At 55.8% G+C, this 21,546-nt stretch carries 22 protein-coding genes and 1 tRNA gene; 14 read left to right on the forward strand and 9 right to left on the reverse strand.

Annotation, left to right across the window (positions count from 1 at the left end; all coding sequences use genetic code 11):
* Nucleotides 1–3: 3 nt before the first annotated feature.
* From TR2A62_RS05900 to TR2A62_RS05930, 6 genes are all read right to left on the reverse strand, one after another.
* The gene (locus tag TR2A62_RS05900) at nucleotides 4–1,788 is read right to left on the reverse strand and encodes a penicillin-binding protein 2 (protein ID WP_009157492.1); all 1,785 of its coding nucleotides are present in this window, start codon (nucleotides 1,786–1,788) and stop codon (nucleotides 4–6) included.
* Nucleotides 1,785–2,132 (reverse strand): hypothetical protein, encoded by a 348-nt coding sequence (locus tag TR2A62_RS05905; protein ID WP_009160462.1) that lies wholly within the window; start codon nucleotides 2,130–2,132, stop codon nucleotides 1,785–1,787. Before TR2A62_RS05905 ends, TR2A62_RS05900 begins: the two co-directional genes overlap by 4 nt.
* On the reverse strand, nucleotides 2,133–3,113 hold the full coding sequence (rsmH, locus tag TR2A62_RS05910) for a 16S rRNA (cytosine(1402)-N(4))-methyltransferase RsmH (RefSeq protein ID WP_009158159.1): 981 nt from the start codon (nucleotides 3,111–3,113) through the stop codon (nucleotides 2,133–2,135).
* Between the two features lie 3 nt (nucleotides 3,114–3,116).
* A complete protein-coding gene (gene mraZ / locus TR2A62_RS05915) occupies nucleotides 3,117–3,617 on the reverse strand; it encodes a division/cell wall cluster transcriptional repressor MraZ (protein WP_009158948.1) in 501 nt (166 codons plus the stop codon).
* Nucleotides 3,618–4,241: 624 nt separating this feature from the next.
* Nucleotides 4,242–5,333 (reverse strand): Mrp/NBP35 family ATP-binding protein, encoded by a 1,092-nt coding sequence (locus tag TR2A62_RS05925; RefSeq protein WP_009158595.1) that lies wholly within the window; start codon nucleotides 5,331–5,333, stop codon nucleotides 4,242–4,244.
* A 175-nt stretch (nucleotides 5,334–5,508) separates the two neighbouring features.
* Nucleotides 5,509–6,174, reverse strand: a complete 666-nt coding sequence (locus tag TR2A62_RS05930; RefSeq protein WP_009159212.1) for a molybdopterin-dependent oxidoreductase — start codon at nucleotides 6,172–6,174, stop codon at nucleotides 5,509–5,511.
* Between the two features lie 228 nt (nucleotides 6,175–6,402).
* Between TR2A62_RS05930 and TR2A62_RS05935 the strand changes: the two genes are divergently transcribed.
* On the forward strand, nucleotides 6,403–6,618 hold the full coding sequence (locus TR2A62_RS05935; RefSeq protein WP_009157558.1) for a DUF1127 domain-containing protein: 216 nt from the start codon (nucleotides 6,403–6,405) through the stop codon (nucleotides 6,616–6,618).
* A 151-nt stretch (nucleotides 6,619–6,769) separates the two neighbouring features.
* On the opposite strand, the gene TR2A62_RS05940 is transcribed toward TR2A62_RS05935, so the two are convergent.
* Complete coding sequence (locus tag TR2A62_RS05940; protein ID WP_040820296.1) at nucleotides 6,770–7,189, reverse strand: Lrp/AsnC family transcriptional regulator; 420 nt, start codon at nucleotides 7,187–7,189, stop codon at nucleotides 6,770–6,772.
* 126 nt (nucleotides 7,190–7,315) lie between these two features.
* On the opposite strand from TR2A62_RS05940, the gene TR2A62_RS05945 reads away from it, so the two are divergent.
* Together TR2A62_RS05945 and TR2A62_RS05950 are read left to right on the forward strand one after the other, a co-directional pair.
* Complete coding sequence (locus TR2A62_RS05945; RefSeq protein WP_009158131.1) at nucleotides 7,316–7,924, forward strand: LysE family translocator; 609 nt, start codon at nucleotides 7,316–7,318, stop codon at nucleotides 7,922–7,924.
* A complete protein-coding gene (locus tag TR2A62_RS05950) occupies nucleotides 7,921–8,211 on the forward strand; it encodes a DUF2848 family protein (protein WP_255346170.1) in 291 nt (96 codons plus the stop codon). Before TR2A62_RS05945 ends, TR2A62_RS05950 begins: the two co-directional genes overlap by 4 nt.
* A 296-nt stretch (nucleotides 8,212–8,507) precedes the next feature.
* Here TR2A62_RS05950 and TR2A62_RS05955 read toward each other — a convergent pair whose 3' ends face one another.
* On the reverse strand, nucleotides 8,508–10,901 hold the full coding sequence (locus tag TR2A62_RS05955; RefSeq protein ID WP_009159059.1) for an ATP-dependent helicase: 2,394 nt from the start codon (nucleotides 10,899–10,901) through the stop codon (nucleotides 8,508–8,510).
* A gap of 156 nt (nucleotides 10,902–11,057) precedes the next feature.
* Here TR2A62_RS05955 and TR2A62_RS05960 point away from each other — a divergent pair, with 156 nt between their 5' ends.
* The 9 genes from TR2A62_RS05960 to hisH all read left to right on the forward strand — a co-directional run bounded on the left by TR2A62_RS05960 (nucleotide 11,058) and on the right by hisH (nucleotide 19,743).
* Nucleotides 11,058–12,194, forward strand: coding sequence for an alpha-hydroxy acid oxidase (locus TR2A62_RS05960; RefSeq protein ID WP_009160183.1), 1,137 nt, complete (start codon nucleotides 11,058–11,060; stop codon nucleotides 12,192–12,194).
* Between the two features lie 93 nt (nucleotides 12,195–12,287).
* Nucleotides 12,288–15,731: a pyruvate carboxylase gene (locus TR2A62_RS05965; protein ID WP_009157733.1), complete on the forward strand. Its 3,444-nt coding sequence runs from the start codon at nucleotides 12,288–12,290 to the stop codon at nucleotides 15,729–15,731.
* A 235-nt stretch (nucleotides 15,732–15,966) separates the two neighbouring features.
* Complete coding sequence (locus tag TR2A62_RS05970; protein WP_009159676.1) at nucleotides 15,967–16,308, forward strand: H-NS family nucleoid-associated regulatory protein; 342 nt, start codon at nucleotides 15,967–15,969, stop codon at nucleotides 16,306–16,308.
* Nucleotides 16,309–16,490: 182 nt separating this feature from the next.
* Nucleotides 16,491–17,297 (forward strand): metallophosphoesterase, encoded by an 807-nt coding sequence (locus tag TR2A62_RS05975; protein WP_040820298.1) that lies wholly within the window; start codon nucleotides 16,491–16,493, stop codon nucleotides 17,295–17,297.
* 11 nt (nucleotides 17,298–17,308) lie between these two features.
* The gene (locus TR2A62_RS05980; protein WP_009160773.1) at nucleotides 17,309–17,695 is read left to right on the forward strand and encodes an MAPEG family protein; all 387 of its coding nucleotides are present in this window, start codon (nucleotides 17,309–17,311) and stop codon (nucleotides 17,693–17,695) included.
* A gap of 86 nt (nucleotides 17,696–17,781) precedes the next feature.
* Nucleotides 17,782–17,856: transfer RNA gene (locus TR2A62_RS05985), tRNA-Gly, on the forward strand.
* A gap of 118 nt (nucleotides 17,857–17,974) precedes the next feature.
* The gene (locus TR2A62_RS05990; RefSeq protein ID WP_009157816.1) at nucleotides 17,975–18,370 is read left to right on the forward strand and encodes a VOC family protein; all 396 of its coding nucleotides are present in this window, start codon (nucleotides 17,975–17,977) and stop codon (nucleotides 18,368–18,370) included.
* Nucleotides 18,371–18,514: 144 nt separating this feature from the next.
* Nucleotides 18,515–19,102, forward strand: coding sequence for an imidazoleglycerol-phosphate dehydratase HisB (gene hisB, locus TR2A62_RS05995; RefSeq protein ID WP_009158204.1), 588 nt, complete (start codon nucleotides 18,515–18,517; stop codon nucleotides 19,100–19,102).
* Nucleotides 19,102–19,743, forward strand: coding sequence for an imidazole glycerol phosphate synthase subunit HisH (gene hisH / locus TR2A62_RS06000; protein ID WP_009159267.1), 642 nt, complete (start codon nucleotides 19,102–19,104; stop codon nucleotides 19,741–19,743). Before hisB ends, hisH begins: the two co-directional genes overlap by 1 nt.
* Nucleotides 19,744–19,803: 60 nt before the next feature.
* Here hisH and TR2A62_RS06005 read toward each other — a convergent pair whose 3' ends face one another.
* Complete coding sequence (locus TR2A62_RS06005) at nucleotides 19,804–20,190, reverse strand: DUF2147 domain-containing protein (protein WP_009158716.1); 387 nt, start codon at nucleotides 20,188–20,190, stop codon at nucleotides 19,804–19,806.
* Between the two features lie 138 nt (nucleotides 20,191–20,328).
* Here TR2A62_RS06005 and hisA point away from each other — a divergent pair, with 138 nt between their 5' ends.
* A complete protein-coding gene (gene hisA, locus TR2A62_RS06010; protein WP_009160480.1) occupies nucleotides 20,329–21,048 on the forward strand; it encodes a 1-(5-phosphoribosyl)-5-[(5-phosphoribosylamino)methylideneamino]imidazole-4-carboxamide isomerase in 720 nt (239 codons plus the stop codon).
* Between the two features lie 199 nt (nucleotides 21,049–21,247).
* Nucleotides 21,248–21,520, forward strand: a complete 273-nt coding sequence (locus TR2A62_RS06015) for a hypothetical protein (RefSeq protein ID WP_009157780.1) — start codon at nucleotides 21,248–21,250, stop codon at nucleotides 21,518–21,520.
* Nucleotides 21,521–21,546 lie beyond the last annotated feature (26 nt).

The following is a 21,546-nucleotide window of genomic DNA, read 5'->3' on the forward strand; positions in this document are numbered from 1 at the left end:
GTATCAATTCGAGGTGAGTGTTACACCTATCGGGCCAGTGGGTTCAACGGTTGGTCGCAACCCAAGCAACGGAGCGGTCCGCCGGATCATCTCTGCGGCGATCGGAACAGCAGTCCAACCCGCCGTACGGCGTGGCTTCGAACCAGACGTTTCCTCTGGCTCATCCAACGTGACAATCAGCACATATTTCGGATCGTGGGCCGGGAAGACCGACGCAAAAGTCGCGATGACCTTGTCATCATAGTATCCGCCGCCGCGTTCTTTTGGCTTGTCCGCAGTGCCGGTCTTGCCGCCAACGGCATAACCCGGGACTTCGCCAAAGCTAGCGGTTCCGCGCACAACAACCTGACGCAACATATTACGCGCAAGGGCCGAGGTCTGTTCGCTCACGATACGCTCGCCACGCTGGCGCGTATCACGACGCAGCAACGTTGGCTCGACCCTTGTGCCACCGTTCAACAACGACGCATAGCCCGCCGCAAGATGAACAGGTGAGGTCGAAATGCCGTGACCATAAGAGATCGTCATTGTCGAAATCTCGGTCCAACGTGCTGGCAACAATGGCCGGCCGCTGGGGGCTTCGACCATTTCCACTGGCGTCGCCGTGGTCATGCCGAGTTGGTCGAGAAAGGCGCGCTGTCGCGCCGCACCGATCATCATCGCCACACGGGCAGTTCCGATGTTTGAGGATTTTACGATCAGATCTGTGACGCTGAGCGAGGGACCATAGTCACGGAAGTCGCGAATTTTGTGATGGCCCCAAACCAACGGACCCGAGGTATCAATGGATGTGTCTGCATTCACCAACCGCAGCTCGATCGCTTGAGCCGCTGTAAATATCTTGAACGTGGAACCCAGCTCGTAGACGCCTTGGACCGCACGGTTGAACAACGGGCTGTCCGACTGGTCGCCTTCGGTCAGCACCTGAGGCCGTTCGTTAGGGTCGAAGTCAGGCAACGACACCATCGAGATGATCTCGCCAGTATGAACATCCATCAACACAGATGCTGCACCTTTGGCGTTCATCAGGGACATGCCGCCCGCCAACACACGCTCAGCCGTGGCCTGCACCGTCAGATCAATCGATAATTCCAAAGGGGCGCCTTCGTTTGCAGGGTCCCGCAGGAAATCGTCAAAGTTCTTTTCAACACCAGCAACGCCAATAACTTCAGCGCTATCAACACCTTCACGGCCAAAGCTCGCGCCACCCAAAATATGCGACGCAACCGCGCCGTTCGGGTACAGGCGCATTTCGCGTGGACCAAATAAGAGACCCGGATCGCCAATATCATGCACTGCCTGCATCTGTTCTGGGCTGATCTGACGCTTAATCCACAGGAACTTTCGGCTGCCCGTAAAGTCCTCGAGCAATTTTTCAGCCTTCAAATCAGGGAAGATAGCCGCCAATTGGGTCGCCGCATTTTCAGGGTCGATCATGTGCGGCGGCTGGGCGTAGACCGAATAGGTATCAAGGTTGGTCGCCAAAATACGCCCGTTGCGGTCAACAATGTCTGATCGCTGCTCGATGATCGAGTTGCCAGACGCTGCAGCGCGCGGCTCGGATGGTTCGGTCGCGGACAAAAGCCCCATGCGCGCGCCAATGACGGCAAAGGCGCAAAAGAACATGATGCCTAGAACCAACAAACGGCCTTCGGCACGGGTGCGAGCGCGGTCGCGCATTTCCTCGTGCCGCAAACGGATGTTTTCACGTTCGATCGCGTTAGGGTTTTCACCGTTTTCGCGGGCCTTCAAGATACGGGCCAGAGGGCGAAGAGGCGTGCGGATCATGGGTTTGTCGCTCCGTCACTGGATACTTCTACAGGGTTCAAAATCGGACCCAAATCTGGCTGTGGATATTCGACCTGATCAATCCGACCAAAGGATTCCGGTGCCAATGGCAACAGTCCCAAACGATCAAAGTTCAGCTCGGCCAAATCGCGCAAGCGGTCGGGGCGATTAAGATAGGCCCATTCCGCCCGCAGCACGCTAAGACGTTGACGTTGCACACCAATGTCACGGTGCAGATTGCGCACTTCGCGGATCGAATCTTGGGTTTTGTAGTTCTCGGTATAGGCCCAAAAGGCCAAGGCCATCACAGCCACCGCAGAACATGTATATAGCAAACTGCGCATCTAGCGTCTCCCCGCCCCGGGCATGCCGATTGTTTTTCGGTCTATCTCACCCGATGGTGCATCGGTGCGCCGCGCGACGCGCAGCTTGGCCGACCGTGACCGCGGGTTTTCTTGCAATTCATCATCATCGGGACCCACCGCCTTGCGTGTGACAATCTCAAACGCCGCCTCGATGGCCTCGGTTTCTGGCGCATAGCGGCTGCCACGTCCAGTTTTGCCCGCGCGTTCTTGCATGAACCGTTTGACCATGCGGTCCTCAACCGAATGAAAACTGACAACCGCCAACAATCCACCAGGCTTTAACGCCCGTTCAGCCGCCATCAGACCCTCGGCCAGCTCGCCGTATTCGTCGTTCACTGCGATCCGAATGGCCTGAAAACTGCGGGTCGCAGGGTGCGATTGGTTTGGCTTTGGACGCGGCAGGCAGCTTTCGATCACAGCCGCCAATTCAAGCGTCGTGTTCAATGGCCGTGCCTTGACGATCGCACGTGCGATCCGGCGCGAAGCGCGTTCTTCGCCAAAATCATACAAGATATTCGCAAGCGCTGTCTCATCTGCATTATTCACAATGTCCGCAGCCGACGGGCCTGATTGGCTCATCCGCATATCCAGCGGTCCGTCCCGCATGAACGAAAAACCACGCTCGGCGAGGTCTAGTTGCATCGAGCTAACCCCAAGGTCGAGAACAACACCGTCAAGATCATCAGCATAGGTATCGAGTGCAGAAAACGTGCCCTCAACCAGTTTGATCTTGTCCCCGTACTCGCCAACCCAAGGCGCCGCCATATCAAAGGCAAGCGGGTCACGATCAACACCGTAAACAACGTCAGCACCATCATCGATCAACCCGCGAGTGTAACCACCCGCGCCAAAGGTTCCGTCCAGCCAACGTCCAGACACAGGTGCACAGGCCACAAGCAACGGGCGCAATAAGACAGGAATATGAGGAGCGTCATTTGGGGAGGATGCGGCAGCAACCATCACTTAATCCCTCGCCTGATCCAAAAGAATAAGAGGGTCAAAGTCGTCTGCTTGCCCTTTTAGAGCTTCGGGCACAACACCTGCCTCTACATCATCATAGGTTTCGGGCTTCCAAATCTGGAAGTGGTCACCGGCCGCGATGAAAAAGACCTGTTCATCCAACCCGATCTTGTCGCGTTGCCGTTTGGGCAGCACCAGCCGCCCGTCCTTGTCCATATCCGTGGTCAGCGATTGACCCAAAATTGTGCGTGACAAATAGCGACGCTCGTCCGAGCCGCGCGGCAGAGAGAGGATGTCATCCTCGATCTCCATAAAAGCTTCGATCGTGTAGCAATGTAGGCTGTCACGCAGGTGGTCGCCATAAAGCACAACCAATTGCGGGTTCAGACCATCGGCCCATTCGGGATCACCTGCCTCCAGAACACGGCGAAAGGAGGCGGGAATAGACATCCGCCCCTTGCTGTCCACCTTCTGGTGGAATTCGCCTCTGAACCTGCGTGCCACTGTCCCGCGGCCTCTCTGCTATACTCCCCCCCAAAAAACTGTGAGTTCCGGACCCTAAACGTAGGAACGGCGGATCGATCTGCTGCCACTGATCAATCCGCCGCCTGGTCCCTTACGGGGTGTCCGACTGCGCGCGCCACCTGGGGGGATGTCTGCTCGCTCGCGCGCCGGATCTCTTCGTCCAAGTAAGCGGTGCCTGCATGAAACCTTGCTTCGCCTCGGTGGGGTTCTTGTTGTGCCCCTTATGCCGTCTCGCTTGGTGTGAGTTATTTATGCGCTGGGAATTCATGGTAATCAATAGAAAATTTGGGAAATGTTGGGAGATTGAGTCACTTATGCCAAGTTTCAGACGCTCAAAATCAGCGATTTTCTCAAAAATATACACTTTGTGGTGATTGAAATCACAACATGGCACTAGATATAGTGCATCGATAGAATTCCCAGATTGGGCCATAAAATCCCAAAATATATTCGGATGGTCTATGAAGTGTCCGTTTCCCCCAGCATTCCCTGACGCCAAAAACGAAAAAACGCGCACCGATGTCCACGTTTGATTCGTTCATTTCATGTAATTTGCGTAATTTCAGGCCCGAATTACGTAATTTGTATGTTTTGGGTGGGGCGTTATCCCAGACCACCTTCGATCAGGCGCTTCGCAAGGTCAGAATAGGCGTCAGCCAAGGGCCCCTCGCCCGCTGCGATCGGGGTTCCACCATCCCCAGCCGTCCGCACATCTAGGTGCAAAGGCAACTCGCCCAAGAACGGCACGCCAATCTTTTTCGCTTCGCCTGCGACACCGCCATGACCAAAGATATGCGCCTCATGACCGCAAGACGGGCACACATAAGAGGACATATTCTCGATCAACCCCAAGACAGGTGTTTTGAGCGTCTTGAACATATCAAGCGCTTTGCGCGCATCGAGAAGCGCCACGTCTTGGGGTGTTGAGACCACGATTGCGCCAGTCAATTCCGTCTTTTGGCAGAGTGTCAGCTGCACATCGCCAGTACCTGGCGGGAGATCAATGATAAGCACGTCAAGCTCGCCCCACTCGACCTGACCCAACATCTGCTGCAAGGCACCCATCAACATGGGACCGCGCCAAACGATGGCGGTTTCAGGATCAACCATCAGGCCAATCGACATCATGGTGACACCATGCGCCTGAAGAGGAATGATTGTTTTGCCATCGGGCGATGCCGGGCGTTTGCTCACCCCCATCATACGCGGCTGGCTGGGGCCGTAGATGTCAGCATCCAGCAGACCAACCTTGCGCCCCTGCTTGGCGAGCGCCACAGCGAGGTTCGAGGACACTGTGGATTTGCCCACCCCACCCTTGCCTGACCCAACCGCAATGATGCGGTCGATACCGGGAACGCCAGCTGGGCCAGATTGCGGCTGGGGGTGGCGGCCAATTTTGAGATCGGGCGGTGCCGAAGCTGGTGCAGCAGGCGCTGCAGGCGTAGCTGGGCCATGGGCCGTCAAGAGAGCCGAAACCGAAGTGACGCCCTCAAGCACCCCAACTAGTTGCTCAGAGGCGGCGCGGATCGGCTCCATCGCGCGAGCGGCATCTGGCGTGGGTGCCTCGATCACATAGCGGACACTGCCGTTTTCCAGCGTCAACGCTCGGATCATGTCACGACTGACAAGATCGCCACCATCGGGCAAGCTGATCCGGGAAAGTGCGCTTAGAACTGTGTCGCGATCCAAAGCCATGTGATGTGTCCTCTTATATACCGCATCTGTATTGCGCCCTGTCGTGTCGTGAATTGCGCGGCTTCGCAAGGGGTCAATTGACGCGGGACCGATGCACAGCAGGTCCGATCACACCACCAAAGCCACACGCGTCATAGGCGACGCGCCGCCTCAGTGACCACCGTTCTGGTGCCATTCATGTTCGAAAGTCGCGACGGTGTCGCGGATCATCCCGCGGTAAGGCCACCGAAGAAGCACCCCCGGTATCCCCCGCGCCCGTTCTTCGTGGGCCACGCGCGCGCGGATGCTCCATAAACCGCAACCCCAGTGGCCGATATGACCGCAGGTCAGGCAGGAATTCGATACGCTTTACGTTCTTTACGTTCTTATACCCGTATTGATCAGGCATGACCAAACGGAACGGCACCCCATGTTTGGTGCTGATTTTGGCATTGGGCATTTCAACAGCAAGGAGCGCGTTGTCCTGCAAAAGATCAGCGAGATGAAAGGACGCGCGATACTCATCATGTGCATGGACCGCCGCAAACCCAAGACCCGTGACTGGCGTGTCTTGGGTCGCAAGCAAAGCGTCATAGAACGCTTTGAATGAAACACCCTGCCATGTCACGCCTGCGACGCTCCATGTTGTGACACAATGGAAATCTGCAGACATCGTTATCTGTGGCAACGCATCGATCATCGCAGCAGTTGCGTTGAACGGCACCGCCGAGAGCCCTGCGATGTCTATTCCTTGGTCCGGCTTGCTAGAGACCACCCGCTTGGCAAATCGAGGCAGGCCAAACCTAGGCATGTCCTGTCGCCATTGTTGGCCCGGCGGGGCGGTCTTTTCTGACCCCTGCATCGGATGTCCCCCGACAGACTGTGGTTAGTGACAGTTGATCCAGATCTGCAGAACAGTCCAGTCTGCGCCCTGCGACACAGTCGGCCGAACTTGCCGTTAGGTCAGTCTTACTTATGCATTTGCTGCATAGCGGCATTGCTATCTAATCCATTGTGCATACGCAGCAATTCACTATTTTCATCTGTGTCGGGGCAATACGGCACTGACCAAATCGAAAGGACCATAGAAATGGCATTTGTAACAACTTCGCGCATCGGCGCACCAAGCATTTCTGACCGCTTCGCAGCAATCGCTGCTGACCTACGGACCCGCCACGCGCAGTACAAGACGTACAAAACAACGTACGCCGAACTGCAAAATTTGTCAGATCGCGACCTTGCTGATCTGGGCATCGGACGCGGCAAGATCGCAGCCCTCGCTCTTGAGGCGGCATACGGCATCTAATTTCCGAGATTGAGCGCGAGGCTTCCTCCTCCCTGCTAAGCGCTCATACATTGGCACCCGATCTTCCTCCTCCCTGTGACGGTGCCAAACAAAAAGAGCGGCGATACCATCCTCCCTGGTATCGCCGTTTTTTTGTGTCTTGTTGCAGGGTTCAGGCGCGATCGTCCTTTGGGCTGCCCATGACGATGTAAGACGTGATCGAGTTCACTTGCGGGACAGTGCCGAGAACTTCGGTGTGAAAGCGTTTGTAGCTGTTCAGATCGCGTGCCTCGACTCGCAACAGATATTCAAACGCACTCGCGATGTTGTGGCATTCAGCAACATCCGATGTCGCATCCATTGCGCGCTCAAAGGCCTCTTGCGCCATTTTCGTATGCTCGGACAGACCGACGGCAACATAGGCCGCAAAGCCCTTGCCCATTTGATCAGGGTCCAGAACCGCACGGTAGCCCTTGATAATTCCTGCACGTTCAAGTTCTTGGACACGGCGCAAGCATGCGGATGGGGACAAACCGACCTGTTCGGCCAGCTCGAGATTGCTGATCCGGCCATCGCGCGTAGCGTACGCAATATATTGCGGGTAATGTCGTCAGATATTGCGGGTAATGTCGTCAGTTTTACTCATGGATTGCAGAAATAGCGTGAAACCATGCAACTTTGCAATTTTATTCCTGTCAAGTGGTCATAAGTTGTAAAGATGACTTATGAACTCTTCACCGCTCTTTTGGGCTTTGCCTTTGTCAGCTCGATCACGCCGGGGCCGAACAACCTGATGCTCATGGCGTCGGGTGCAAATTTCGGACTGCTGCGGACGGTGCCGCACATGCTGGGCGTGGCGTTGGGGTTCATGCTGATGATTGTGTTGGTTGGCGTCGGGCTGGTGCAGCTCTTTGATCTTTTTCCAGTGAGCCACATGATCCTCAAAGTCTTTAGCGTCGTCTATCTGGTCTATCTTGCTGTGAAAATCGCGACGGCGACCCCCAAAGCACCCGATGCGCCCGAAACTGGTGGCGTGCCAATGACGTTTCTGCAGGCAGCGGCCTTTCAATGGGTGAACCCAAAGGCATGGACGATGGCGCTGACCGCAATCACGTTCTACGCTCCCAGCCAAACCTTGGCAGCGGTCGGATTGGTTGCTGTGATCTTTGGTCTCGTCAATCTGCCCTCTGTGAGCAGCTGGACAATCCTAGGCCAACAAATGCGACGGTTCTTGACCAACACGGCACGACTGCGCGCGTTCAACATCATCATGGCATTGTTGTTGATCGCGACACTCTACCCGATTCTGTTCCCAAGCGGCGCATAGCTCGTTACAGACCCGTCGCTCAAGGGCTGATTAAATTCATGGCATGGATCAAAGAGGAAGGCGATTGGGTGTTGTATCAGGATGGTGCTCTGGAACAAATCCTGCCCCTTGCAACGTTAAGCGCCCAAATCGAAAATATCGATTGTTCGGCGATGTTGTGCGGAACACTTCCACCTATTGGGGGCGTTCGCCCGGCGACAGAGTTTCGTGCCGAACTGTATGATCCCCTTTTAGATCAAAGCATCGAACTTCAATATAGGTCCGAATGCCTAGATTACATTAGTTAAAACCCAGTCAGTCATTGCGATGGTCGGCTGGAGAGCCCGAAACGCTTTGATGCCAAGAAAGTCAAATATTGGGTCCCGAGCGCCATATTGCGAGCACTAGGTTACTCTTGTTTTTCGCGAAAGCGGCCATTGGAATGTTATCGGCGAATGGCAGCTTCGTCCCGCAATGCGGACCGTGAACTAAGTCGCGAGAAAGGTCCGGTTCGGGTCAAGTTTGCAGGGCGGCGCCCGTTGGCTTGAGGCCGGAGCACCGAAGCCGCGAGGCACATTGGCGCCACGCGCGCCAAGAGACGTATCTAGAACGGCACCTCGCCGGCTTGGTCTGCGGATTTGATAAAGCGTGCCACGACCTTTTTGGCGCCCGCTTTGTCAAATTCGATCTCGAGCTTGTCGCCCTCCATCGACATGACCTCGCCATAGCCGAATTTATCATGGAACACGCGGTCTCCGACAGTGAACGCGCTGAGCGCATTCATATCGATCGTCATGTTTTTGGCCTCTGACGGTTGGCTAACACCACGCTTTTGCGCGTTGGCCTGCAACCTACGCCACCCCGGAGAGTTGTAGACATCGGCCTGTGCGGCCTCTTGATGTAGATTCGAGCCGGACATCTCTTGCATCATGGGAGAGGCTTGGGTCGACATGCCTGCGGCCCCGAACCCGCCGCCATAAAGACCGGGCGGGGTGAGGACATCCACATGATCCTCGGGCAATTCGTCAATAAAGCGGCTCGGCAGCGACGACTGCCATTGGCCATACACACGGCGGTTGGCCGCGAAAGAGATCGTGCAAATCTCTTCGGCACGCGTGATCCCGACATAGGCAAGGCGGCGTTCCTCTTCGAGGCCCTTCATGCCGCTTTCGTCCATGCTGCGCTGGGATGGGAACAGGCCGTCCTCCCATCCGGGTAAAAACACGGCTGGAAATTCGAGACCTTTGGCAGCGTGCAGGGTCATGATGCTGACCTTGGCGCCCTCTTGTTCGCTCTCGTTGTCCATGATCAGGCTGACGTGCTCGAGGAACCCTTGCAGGTTTTCGAACTGCTCGAGCGCTTTGACCAATTCCTTGAGATTCTCGAGGCGACCGGGGGCCTCGGGCGTTTTGTCATTCTGCCAGAAACCGGTGTAGCCGCTTTCGTCCAGCATGATCTCGGCGACTTCGATGTGGTTTTGCCCATCTTCGCGAATCAAGGCGTGCCAACGGTCGAGACCTTCGATCAGTTTGGCAAGCTCCACGCCGCCCTTGCCGCCCAGCCCTTTGGCCGCGAGCAAGATGCGCGCGCCTTCAATCAGGTTCACACCATTGGCCCGCGCCGCGATCTGGATTTTCTGCTGTGCCTTATCACCGAGGCCGCGCTTGGGCGTGTTGACGATGCGTTCGAATGCGAGGTCATCATCTGGCGAGACCGCGAGGCGGAAATAGGCCATCGCATCGCGGATTTCCAAACGCTCATAAAAGCGAGGGCCACCAATGACACGGTACGGCAAGCCGATAGTCAGGAACCTGTCTTCGAAGGCGCGCATTTGATGCGAGGCGCGCACTAGGATCGCCATATCGTCTAGCGATTTGGGATCAAGCCCGCGGGTGCCGCGCTGCATCGCCTCGACTTCGTTGCCGATCCAGCGGGCCTCTTCCTCGCCATCCCAATGACCGATCAGCCGGACCTTTTCGCCACCCTCGGCTGCGGTCCACAGAGTTTTACCGAGCCGCCCTTTGTTGGCGTCGATCACACCTGCCGCAGCCCCTAGGATGTGTTCCGTGCTGCGGTAGTTTTGTTCTAGCCTAACGACCGTCGCACCCGGAAAATCCTGTTCAAACCGCAGAATGTTGCCCACTTCGGCACCACGCCAGCCATAGATCGACTGGTCATCATCGCCCACACAACAGATGTTTTTGTGATCCGCCGCCAGCAAGCGCAGCCATAGATACTGGGCCACGTTGGTATCCTGATATTCGTCGACGAGGATATATTTAAACCAGCGTTGGTATTGTTTGAGCACGTCCTCGTGCGTTTGAAAGATCGTGACCACATGCAACAACAGATCGCCAAAATCTGCGGCGTTGAGTTGTTTCAGGCGCGCCTGATAATCCACATAGATTTTGGCCCCTTTGCCGTCATAGGCACCCGTTTCAGCCGCGGGCAGGCTATCGGGGGTCCATGCGCGGTTTTTCCAACTGTCGATGATGCCGGCGAGCATCCGAGCAGGCCAGCGTTTGTCGTCGATGTTTTCAGCGGCAACCAGTTGCTTGAGCAGGCGCAGCTGGTCGTCGGTATCGAGGATCGTAAAGTTGGATTTGAGGCCGACCAATTCAGCATGGCGGCGCAAAAGTTTGACACAGATCGCGTGAAAGGTGCCGAGCCATGGCATGCCCTCGACTGTCTCACCCAGCATTCGTCCCACGCGAATTTTCATCTCTCGGGCAGCTTTGTTGGTAAAGGTCACCGCGAGAATTTCATTCGGACGCGCGTTGCCCGTGCTCATCAGGTGAACAATGCGCGACGTCAACGCCTTGGTCTTTCCCGTGCCTGCACCAGCCAGCATCAGAACGGGCCCCTTCAATGCCTCGACCGCCTCGCGTTGAGCGGGGTTCAGGTCATTCAAATAGGGCGCAGGACGCGCCTGCATGGCCCGTTGCGACAAGGGAATTGCGGCGCGCTCAAAGGCGTCATCTTCGTCATAGCTGCTCATGGATCCTTAACTAGCGGGGTTTTTAAGGGTTGCAAAGCCTGTTCCACGTTTGTTCCTAGCTTCATATGTTTTGAAAGGTTTTGTTGGGGGGACCAAAAATGCGCCCCAGTTTCGGGTTTTCCTAGGCCTCTGGTGGATAGGTCGTTAGGACAAGGTATGGACCATCACAGCCGACACCCCGCAATCGCCGATCTAAAAGCCCGCGCACGTCGCCGCATTCCTCATTTTGTGTGGGAATATCTAGACAGCGCGACAGGGGATGAACGGACACTTGCACGCAATCGGTCACGTTTGGATCAAGTGCGATTTTTGCCGTCGATCTTGCATGGTGAGTTCGAGCCGGATTTGCGCACAACCCTGTTGGGGCGCGACTATACCGTGCCCTTTGGCATCGCACCTGTCGGGATGTCGGGATTGATCTGGCCGGGGGCCGAACAAATGTTGGCGCGTACTGCTGCGCGGCACGGCATGCCCTATACATTGTCGACCGTGGCCAGCCAATTGCCCGAAGACGTTGGCGGGCATGCGGGGGACAACGGGTGGTTCCAGATTTACCCGCCGCGTGACCGTGACATTCGGTTGGATATCCTGCGCCGCGCGCGCGAGGCCGGATTTCATACGCTGGTCTTGACGGTCGATGTCCCTGTGGCATCGCGGCGCGAACGACAGGTTCGTGGCGGGCTCACGCAGCCACCACGGCTAACACCGCGGCTGGCAATGCAAGCTGCGCAATGCCCTGCGTGGCTAAACGGCATTCGCAAAACAGGAATGCCGCGTCTGCGTTTGATGGAAAGTTACGCAGATACCAAGGGCAGCATGCCGTCCAACCAGCACATCGGTTATTTGCTGCGCACCTCGCCAGATTGGAGCTATTTGCGTGCCTTGCGTGACGAATGGGACGGACCACTGATCGTTAAAGGTGTGATGAACCCTGACGATTGTGAGAGGCTGGCCAAGGATGGCGCTGACGCGATCTGGATCAGCAACCATGCGGGGCGCCAGTTTGATGCAGCGCCCGCAACAATCGAACAGTTGCCTGCTATCAGGGCAGCAACAGAACTGCCCGTGATCATGGACAGCGGCGTTGAAACCGGTCTGGATGTTCTGCGTGCACTCGCACTTGGCGCGGATTTTGTGATGCTTGGTCGGGCATGGCATTATGGTCTTGGTGCCCTTGGGGAAGCGGGTGCGGCCCACGTCATGGACATTTTGGCCAAGGACATGGCTGCCAACATGGGACAGATCGGTGCGCGCGATCTAAGCGACCTGAGCGGGAAGATCGTCGAAAAATAGCGTTTTTAACAGCAAACTACCCAGTTTCCCCTGTTTACACGGTCTAAAAATCTACTTACCCATGCTGCAACTGCACAATCAGGGGTAAATGATATGGCCGATTTCCAGAAAATTCTTGTTGCCAACCGGGGTGAGATCGCGATCCGAGTGATGCGTGCCGCCAACGAGATGGGCAAGAAAACGGTCGCGGTTTACGCCGAAGAAGACAAACTGGGCCTGCACCGTTTCAAAGCTGACGAAGCCTATAAGATTGGTGAGGGCCTAGGCCCAGTTGCCGCCTACCTGAGCATCGAGGAAATCATCCGCGTCGCAAAGATGGCCGGTGCCGATGCGATCCACCCTGGGTACGGCCTGCTGTCGGAGAACCCCGAGTTCGTTGATGCCTGTGATGCAGCTGGCATTACCTTTATCGGACCAAAGGCCGCGACGATGCGCAAATTGGGCGACAAAGCCAGCGCGCGCCACGTGGCAATTGATGCAGATGTGCCTGTGATCCCAGCAACCGAAGTTCTGGGCGACGACATGGCGCTGATCAAGAAACAGGCGGCAGAAGTCGGCTATCCTTTGATGCTCAAAGCGTCATGGGGCGGTGGTGGTCGCGGAATGCGCCCGATCTTTGGCGAAGACGAATTGGAAGAGAAGGTCCTAGAGGGCCGTCGCGAAGCCGAGGCCGCCTTTGGCAACGGTGAGGGTTATCTGGAAAAGATGATCACACGCGCCCGTCACGTCGAGGTTCAGATTCTCGGCGACCAAGAAGGCAACATCTATCACCTATACGAGCGCGATTGTTCGGTACAGCGCCGCAACCAAAAGGTCGTCGAGCGCGCCCCTGCCCCGTACCTGAGCGGCACCCAGCGCGAACAGATTTGTAATCTGGGCAAGAAAATCTGTCAGCACGTAAACTATGAATGTGCGGGCACGGTCGAATTCCTTATGGATATGGATTCGGGCGAATTCTACTTTATCGAAGTGAACCCGCGTGTTCAGGTCGAGCACACGGTCACTGAAGAAGTCACTGGCATCGATATTGTGCGCGCGCAGATCTTGATCGCCGAAGGTAAATCACTGGTCGAGGCGACCGGTGTAAGCACGCAGTATGACGTCAAGCTGGACGGTCACGCGATTCAGTGTCGTGTGACAACAGAAGACCCACGCAACAACTTTATCCCCGATTACGGTCGTATCACCGCCTATCGCGGTGCGACCGGCATGGGCATTCGTCTCGACGGCGGTACAGCCTATTCTGGTGCGGTCATCACACGCTATTATGACAGTCTGCTGGAAAAGGTGACCGCATGGGCGCCGACACCTGAGGCCGCAATCGCGCGGATGGACCGTGCATTGCGCGAATTCCGTATCCGCGGTGTGTCGACCAACATTGCCTTCGTCGAGAACCTGCTCAAGCACCCGACATTCCTGTCGAACGAATACACAACCAAGTTTATCGACGACACGCCTGCGCTGTTTGATTTCAAAAAGCGCCGCGACCGTGCGACTAAAATCCTGACCTATGTGGCTGACATCACCGTCAACGGTCACCCCGAAACCGAAGGGCGCCCCCTGCCCCGCACAGATGTAAAGCTGCCTCGCGCACCGATCCAAACATTGGATGCGGCCCCACACGGCACGCGCAACATTCTAGATGATTTCGGACCCCAAGCGGTCGCCGATTGGATGAGCGAGCAAAAGCAGCTGCTGATCACTGACACCACCATGCGGGACGGTCACCAATCGTTGCTGGCAACACGCATGCGGTCGGTCGATATGATCCGTGTGGCACCAACCTATGCCGCAAACATGTCGGGTCTGTTTTCGATGGAATGCTGGGGCGGTGCGACGTTCGACGTGGCCTACCGTTTCTTGCAGGAATGCCCGTGGCAGCGTTTGCGCGACATTCGCGCCAAGATGCCAAACATCATGACCCAGATGCTTCTGCGCGCCTCGAACGGTGTGGGGTATACGAACTATCCTGACAACGTCGTGCAGGAATTTGTACGCCAAGCGGCCGAAACTGGTGTTGACGTGTTCCGCGTTTTCGACAGCCTGAACTGGGTTGAAAACATGCGCGTCGCAATGGACGCCGTGGTCGAGGCGAACAAAGTTTGTGAGGGTACAATCTGCTACACTGGTGATCTGCTGAACCCAGAGCGCAGCAAGTATGACCTCAAGTACTACGTTGAAATGGGTCAAGAGTTGAAGGCTGCAGGCGCGCATGTGCTGGGCCTGAAAGACATGGCTGGCCTGCTCAAGCCGACAGCCGCTGGCATGCTGGTCAAAGCGCTCAAGGAAGAGGTCGGGTTGCCGATCCATTTCCACACGCATGACACATCAGGCTCTGCAATTGCGACGGTTCTCGCCGCCTCTGCTGCGGGTGTTGACGCTGTTGATGCCGCAATGGACGCGTTGTCAGGTAACACATCACAGCCAACTCTGGGCTCGATCATTGAGGCGCTGTTGCGCACCGACCGCGACACAGGGCTAGACATGAATGCGATCCGCGAAATCTCGAATTATTGGGAGAGCGTACGCGATCATTACGCTGCATTCGAAAGCGGCATGCAGGCGCCAGCATCGGAAGTGTACCTACACGAAATGCCTGGTGGCCAGTTCACCAACCTCAAGGCGCAAGCGCGGTCCTTGGGTCTGGAAGAACGCTGGCATGAGGTCGCGCAGACCTACGCCGATGTGAACCAGATGTTCGGTGACATCGTCAAAGTGACACCATCGTCCAAGGTTGTCGGCGATATGGCGTTGATGATGGTTAGCCAGAACCTGACACGTTCACAGGTCGAGGACAAAGGCGTCGACGTGGCGTTCCCAGACAGTGTGATCGACATGATGCGCGGCAATCTGGGCCAACCCCCCGGTGGCTGGCCAACCGCGTTGCAGAAAAAGATCCTCAAGGGCGAAAAGGCGAGCACTGATCGCCCCGGCAAATCGCTGCCGCCTGTTGATCTCGAAGCGACACGCACCGATCTGTCCGCACAACTGGACGACATAGAGATCGATGGCGAGGATTTGAACGGCTACTTGATGTACCCCAAGGTGTTCCTTGACTACATGGGCCGTCACAAAACCTATGGCCCTGTGCGCACTCTGCCGACGCGCACGTTTTTTTACGGTATGGAGCCGGGTGAAGAGATCGAAGCCGAGATTGATTCGGGCAAGACGCTGGTCATTCGACTGCAAGCGATTGGCGACACCAATGAAGATGGCGAGGTCAAAGTTTTCTTTGAGCTAAACGGCCAACCACGGGTGATCCGCGTTCCAAACCGTTTGGTCACAGCAACCAAAATCGCTCAGCCCAAAGCCGAAGCTGGCAATGACGATCACATCGGTGCACCAATGCCCGGCGTTGTTGCATCGATTGCTGCGGTCGTCGGCAAAGAAGTCAAAGAAGGCGATCTGTTGCTCACCATCGAAGCCATGAAAATGGAAACGGGTATCCACGCCGAACGCGACGCGATGGTAAAAGCCGTGCACGTCAACGCTGGCGGCCAAATCGATGCCAAGGACTTGCTAATCGAGCTCGAGTAATCCGGCTCGCTAGACGAACCAAAGGGCGATGCGTTCCGGCGTGTCGCCCTTTTTCTTTTCCTGAGACCTGTTAGTTTAACTAATATCAACACGGCAAACTGGGGCAACGACCCCATCGACGGCGCGCAATGCCAATTGTGAGTGAACCAGCTGTGCAACTCGGAATTGAACAAATTGCAATTCCATCCCGCAACCGTTTGTGACATCATAATAATATAGATATGGGACCAGAAAAATGAAAATTGACCTTAAGAACATGACGCGCAAAGAGCTAAACAAGCTGAGCGCGGACATTGAAAAAGCTCTCGCAAAAGTCACTGAGCGGGAACAAGCGGCGGCTCTGGCTGCTGCTGAGAAGGCCGCAAAGGCGCACGGCTATACGCTGTCGGAATTGGCAGGCAACACGGCACCCGCCGCGAGCAAGCCAAGACGTGGCGGTAAGGCAAAACCGCGCGCTGCAGCAAAATATGCGAATCCCGCTGATGCATCACAGACTTGGTCCGGACGGGGACGACCACCTGCATGGTACAAGTCCGCTATTGATGCTGGAACGTCGCCGGACGCACTTGCAATCTAGGCCGACGGCCAAGAACAAATTGGTGCATTACGGATCGAGCGTGAATCTCTTTCTCGCGGCACGACAAATCAAGTTCTCTGTGGCTCTCAAAAAGAACCGAAATTTGGGCGATGCGTTCCGGTGCGTCGCCCTTTTTCTTTTCCGTGGGGCTGCTAGGGTGCAGTGAAAATCACGGGGGGCTTATGGGCAAATATCTAATTTTCACTGATGTTCACATCGTTGGTGCGGGTGAGACAATCATTGATCTCGATCCGGCGGTTCGTTTGACCCAAGGCCTGGCGCATGCCGTACACCATCACCCGGATGCCAAGGCCGTAATTATTGCGGGCGACCTGACCCATCATGGCTTGCCATCTGAATATACCCGTTTGGCTGAGGTTTTGGACGAGTGTCCCCTGCCCGTTCATGTGATGTTGGGCAATCACGATTATCGCCCGTCCTTCAGGAAGGTTTTCACCCAAGCGCCTGATGTCGATGGATTTGTGCAATTCGCGATCCACGATGGCGACCATGTGATCCTGTGTCTGGATACCAAAGATCAGACCGCGCCCGATCACCACAGTGGACTGCTGTGCGAAACGCGGCTGGACTGGCTTGCCGCCCATCTCGAGACACATGCAGACAAGCAGGTGACGCTGATCGCCCACCACCCAGCATTTGACACTGGGTTTACCGGAATGGACCGGATCAAGCTGCACAATGGTGCTGAATTTCGCGATCTCATTGCACAGCATCCTTGTGTGAAACAGCTGATCCACGGACATGTGCACCGGACTATCATGGGGCAAACCAATGGTGTCGCCGTTGCGATGCTGAAATCGACCTGCCACCAAATACCGATGTGTCTAGGGGATGACGACACATCGCTGGCGGTTGATGAACCCGGAGCCTACGGAGTGCTTCTTTTGAATGAACGTGAGATCCTCGTCTTACCCGAAGATTTCACATTGCCGCCACGCGCGGTCAAATCTGACGCTCATTCTTCCTAGAAGATCCAGCAATGCCGACCATTACACCGATTTTTGCCAGCCTGATTGCCATCGTGTTTTTGATCCTTAGTTTTCGGGTCATCTTTTACAGACGCTCGAACAAATTGGGACTGGGAGATGAGGGAGACAAAAGCCTGCTAAAACGTATGAGAGCCCAAGCGAACTGTGCAGAATACGTGCTACTGGCTCTGATCCTGCTCTTGTTGGTCGAACTATCCGGAATATCTGGCGATGTTGTGCATGCTTTGGGTATCGCGCTGTTGGCGGGTCGCATTGTTCACGGCTACGCTTTTTCTGTTAGCCCACCAATCATGAAAGGCCGCGTTTACGGCACCATTCTGACCACCGGCATGATGGCGGGCAGTGCGGTTTTGCTTCTTGTGCAGAGTGTCATTTGAAAAGAATCTGAAACTTTTTACAAAACTACCAAAAACCCTCTTGCGGTGGTGAAGACTGGGGGCTAGATAGCCCACACCCAACGGATGCGGGCGTAGCTCAGGGGTAGAGCATAACCTTGCCAAGGTTAGGGTCGTGAGTTCGAATCTCATCGCCCGCTCCAATTTAACGGACACTGTTCGTTACGACAGGGCCACCTTTGGGTGGCCCTTCGTCGTTTCAGAGACCGCGATCCCGCAAAATCTGTTATGCTTGTGCAATCCAGCGCAAGGACTGATTTCATGACGAACACGCGACAACCGATCTGCTTTTTGGCGACACAGGATGCGGCTGTGTCCGAGCGGTTTTATTCCCAAGTGATGGGGCTTCCCTTGGTCGATGCATCGCCTTACGCGCTCGCCTTTCGGGATGGGGACATCATGTTACGGGTTCAGATCATTGAAGGTTATGGACCAGCGGATCACACCGCCCATGGATGGGAGGTTGCCGATATTTCGCATGAAATCGCGACATTGACGTCCCGAGGTCCTGAATTTTTGCAGTTTGAACACCTCTCCCAAGACGCATCTGGTGTTTGGACATCGCCCGATGGCAACAAGATCGCGTGGCTGAAAGACCCCAGTGGTAATGTGCTGTCGCTGACGCAATTCTGCCCATCTAACGAGCAAGGCAGGTAAGCGCCACGGCGCTAGTCCCTGTTCAGCCTGTAATGTATCTCAATCAACCATAGGGCAACAGTTTTGCGCGATAGCGTTGTGCCCTCTTGGCCCAGCGCAAACAGGCGACTATACGCAGCCCAACACCGCAACGAGGATCACGAGATGCGCACCGCGACCATCACACGCAAGACCAACGAAACAGATATTTCGGTTACTTTGGATCTCGACGGCACAGGTGCCGCCGACAACCAGACGGGTGTCGGATTCTTTGATCATATGCTGGATCAGCTGGCCCGCCATGCCTTGATGGACATGACCGTACGCGCGACCGGTGATTTGCACATTGATGACCACCACACGGTCGAGGACGTTGGCATCGCGATTGGTCAGGCATTGGCCAAGGCTGTTGGCGACAAAAAGGGCATCCGTCGTTACGGATCCTGCCACCTTGCGATGGATGACGCCCAAGTCCGCACCGCGCTGGATATTTCCGGCCGTCCATATTTGATCTGTAATTTAGAGCTGCCGACGCAAAAGATCGGCACCTTTGATACAGAACTAGTCCGTGAGTTTTTCCAAGCGTTCTCAACGCATTCCGGCCTGACGCTGCACATTGACCGTATCCACGGGTTCAATAGCCACCACATCGTTGAAGCCGCCTTCAAATCCGTCGCACGTGCTTTGCGTGATGCGCTTGAGGTTGATCCTCGGACTACGGGTGTCATCCCGTCGACCAAAGGTATGCTTTGATGGCGGTTACGGCTCTAGTTGACTACGACAGCGGCAATTTGCACTCGGCGGAAAAAGCGTTTCAATGCATGGCACTAGAGACGGACGCCGGAGACGTTGTCGTTACGTCAGACCCCGATGTGGTCGCTCGTGCGGACCGAATCGTCCTTCCGGGTGATGGCGCGTTTCCAGCCTGCCGAGAGGCGCTGGGTGGCTATGATGGTTTGGCCGAGGCGATCACTGACAGCGTCACGCGTCGCGCTGTGCCGTTCTTGGGAATTTGTGTTGGCATGCAAATGCTGGCTACGGTCGGGCGCGAATACCGCGATGTCGATGGGTTTGACTGGATTTCAGGCGAGATCATTCCAATTTCCCCCAGCAATCCATCGCTGAAGGTGCCCCACATGGGATGGAACGATCTGGTGATCCAAGACACGCACCCTGTTCTGGACGGTCTCAAGACCGGTGACCACGCGTATTTTGTGCACAGCTACCATATGAATATTGCAAATTCGGCGGACCGTTTGGCCTATGTCGATTACGCCGGTGACATCACAGCGATTGTGGGCAGCGGCACCGTGATCGGAACGCAGTTCCACCCAGAGAAAAGCCAATCGGCAGGTCTGCGGTTGATCGCCAACTTCCTAGGCTGGGCGCCCTAAACAAAAAAGCAGGCCCCGATGAAGGACCTGCTTTGGTATTTTAGAACTGGATCGCGTCGATTAGTCGATGCGCGACCATGTCTGTTTCGAGCAGATCAAACCGCCAGCTACACATCCGCGCAAAGCGAGGCTGTTGCCGCTTACCGACATTTTTCCAATGTAGATTTTGTTGTTGGATGGACGCCAGACGCTGCCCTCATATTCGCCACCACCCTGAGGAACCATGTCGATCACCAGTGTTTTTCCGATGTTTTCAGACTGGTATTCGCCCGAGCTGTTGAACGTGCGTGAAATCACACCGCAGACGGCGTTGCCGCAAGAGCGCATTGTGACGTGCGCATAGGCGCCATCGTCCACTTGGGTCTGCCAAGTGCCGTTTGCGGAATCAGCGAATGCTGGTGTGGCGAGGCCAACTGCTGCAATCGCAGCCATGATGATCTTTTTCATTTCGAACTCCTCCCTAGAGTAACTGCGCCAGACTGACGCGATGCCGCTAGGTCAGGCAAGAATGACGTTGGGTCTCTTTGCATTTCCCCCTGTCTGGTGCAAAAGAACGCCAAACAGTCGCGACAAAGGCAAATGCTCATGATCCTCTATCCTGCTATCGACCTCAAAGACGGCCAAGCTGTGCGATTGGTGCATGGGGATATGGATCAGACGACGGTCTTTAACGACAATCCAGCGGCCCAAGCGCTGGCGTTCCAAGACGCGGGTTGCGAATGGCTGCATCTGGTCGATTTGAACGGCGCCTTTGCGGGCGAGCCGGTCAACGCAGCCCCTGTCGAGCAAATTCTCGAACAGTGTTCGGTCCCCGCACAGCTGGGTGGTGGTATTCGCGACATGGCGACGATCGAGGCATGGATTTCCAAAGGACTGGCACGCGTCATTCTCGGTACAGTCGCGGTAGAAAACCCAGACCTAGTCCGAGAAGCGTCACGCGCATTTCCGGGCAAAATCGCGGTGGGTCTGGATGCACGCAATGGACGCGTGGCAACACGCGGCTGGGCCGAAGAGACCGACATCATGGTCACCGACCTTGCGAAATCCTTTGAAGACGATGGCGTCGCCGCGATCATTTACACCGACATCAACCGCGATGGTGCCATGGGCGGGCCGAACATCGATGCGACCGAAGCCTTGGCCCGATCGGTGTCGATCCCTGTCATCGCCTCGGGTGGAGTATCGTCGATGGACGATCTCACGGCGCTCAAAGCAACCGGTGTGATTTCCGGCGCGATTTCGGGTCGCGCGCTCTATGATGGGGCGATTGATCTGGGCGCGGCGCTATCGGCGCTGGCAGACTAACAATCGTATCAGATTTCATTCTTAGACATTGATTTAGCCCCATAAACTTGAACGTCGTTCATGAAACCCCTAAATGAACATTATTCAAGGAGATTTCGATGTCTGACCTAGCTGCAATGATCTTTATTCTTATTCACCCCCCCTCACCCTTATTTGTGGCGGGATTTTCGCGTTGGCCTCAGCGCTGCGACATCGCCCAATGGCTCGCACTCTTAGGATCAGCGCGGCCGCATGGTTTGCATCCCTTGGGGCGCTTTACGCAGCGATCATCGTCGCGGTCGAAACCTGTGGCGGTAACATGCTCTATGGCTATCAAAACTGCGCAATTCTGCCCGAAGGATTTGCCAACCTCAGCCTGCCCGCCTTTCTTTTGGCCTCTGCGGCAGGCGCGGTTTACGGCGTAGGGGTGTTGGTTCTTGCGATGGTCCTTGAGTGGCGTCATCGCCGCATCGCTCGTGACACCGTTGCCTAGGGCTGCGACTGCGGGTATGAGGCGGA

Origin of the sequence: Thalassobium sp. R2A62 (assembly GCF_000161835.1) — a bacterium.
GTDB lineage: Bacteria > Pseudomonadota > Alphaproteobacteria > Rhodobacterales > Rhodobacteraceae > Thalassobium.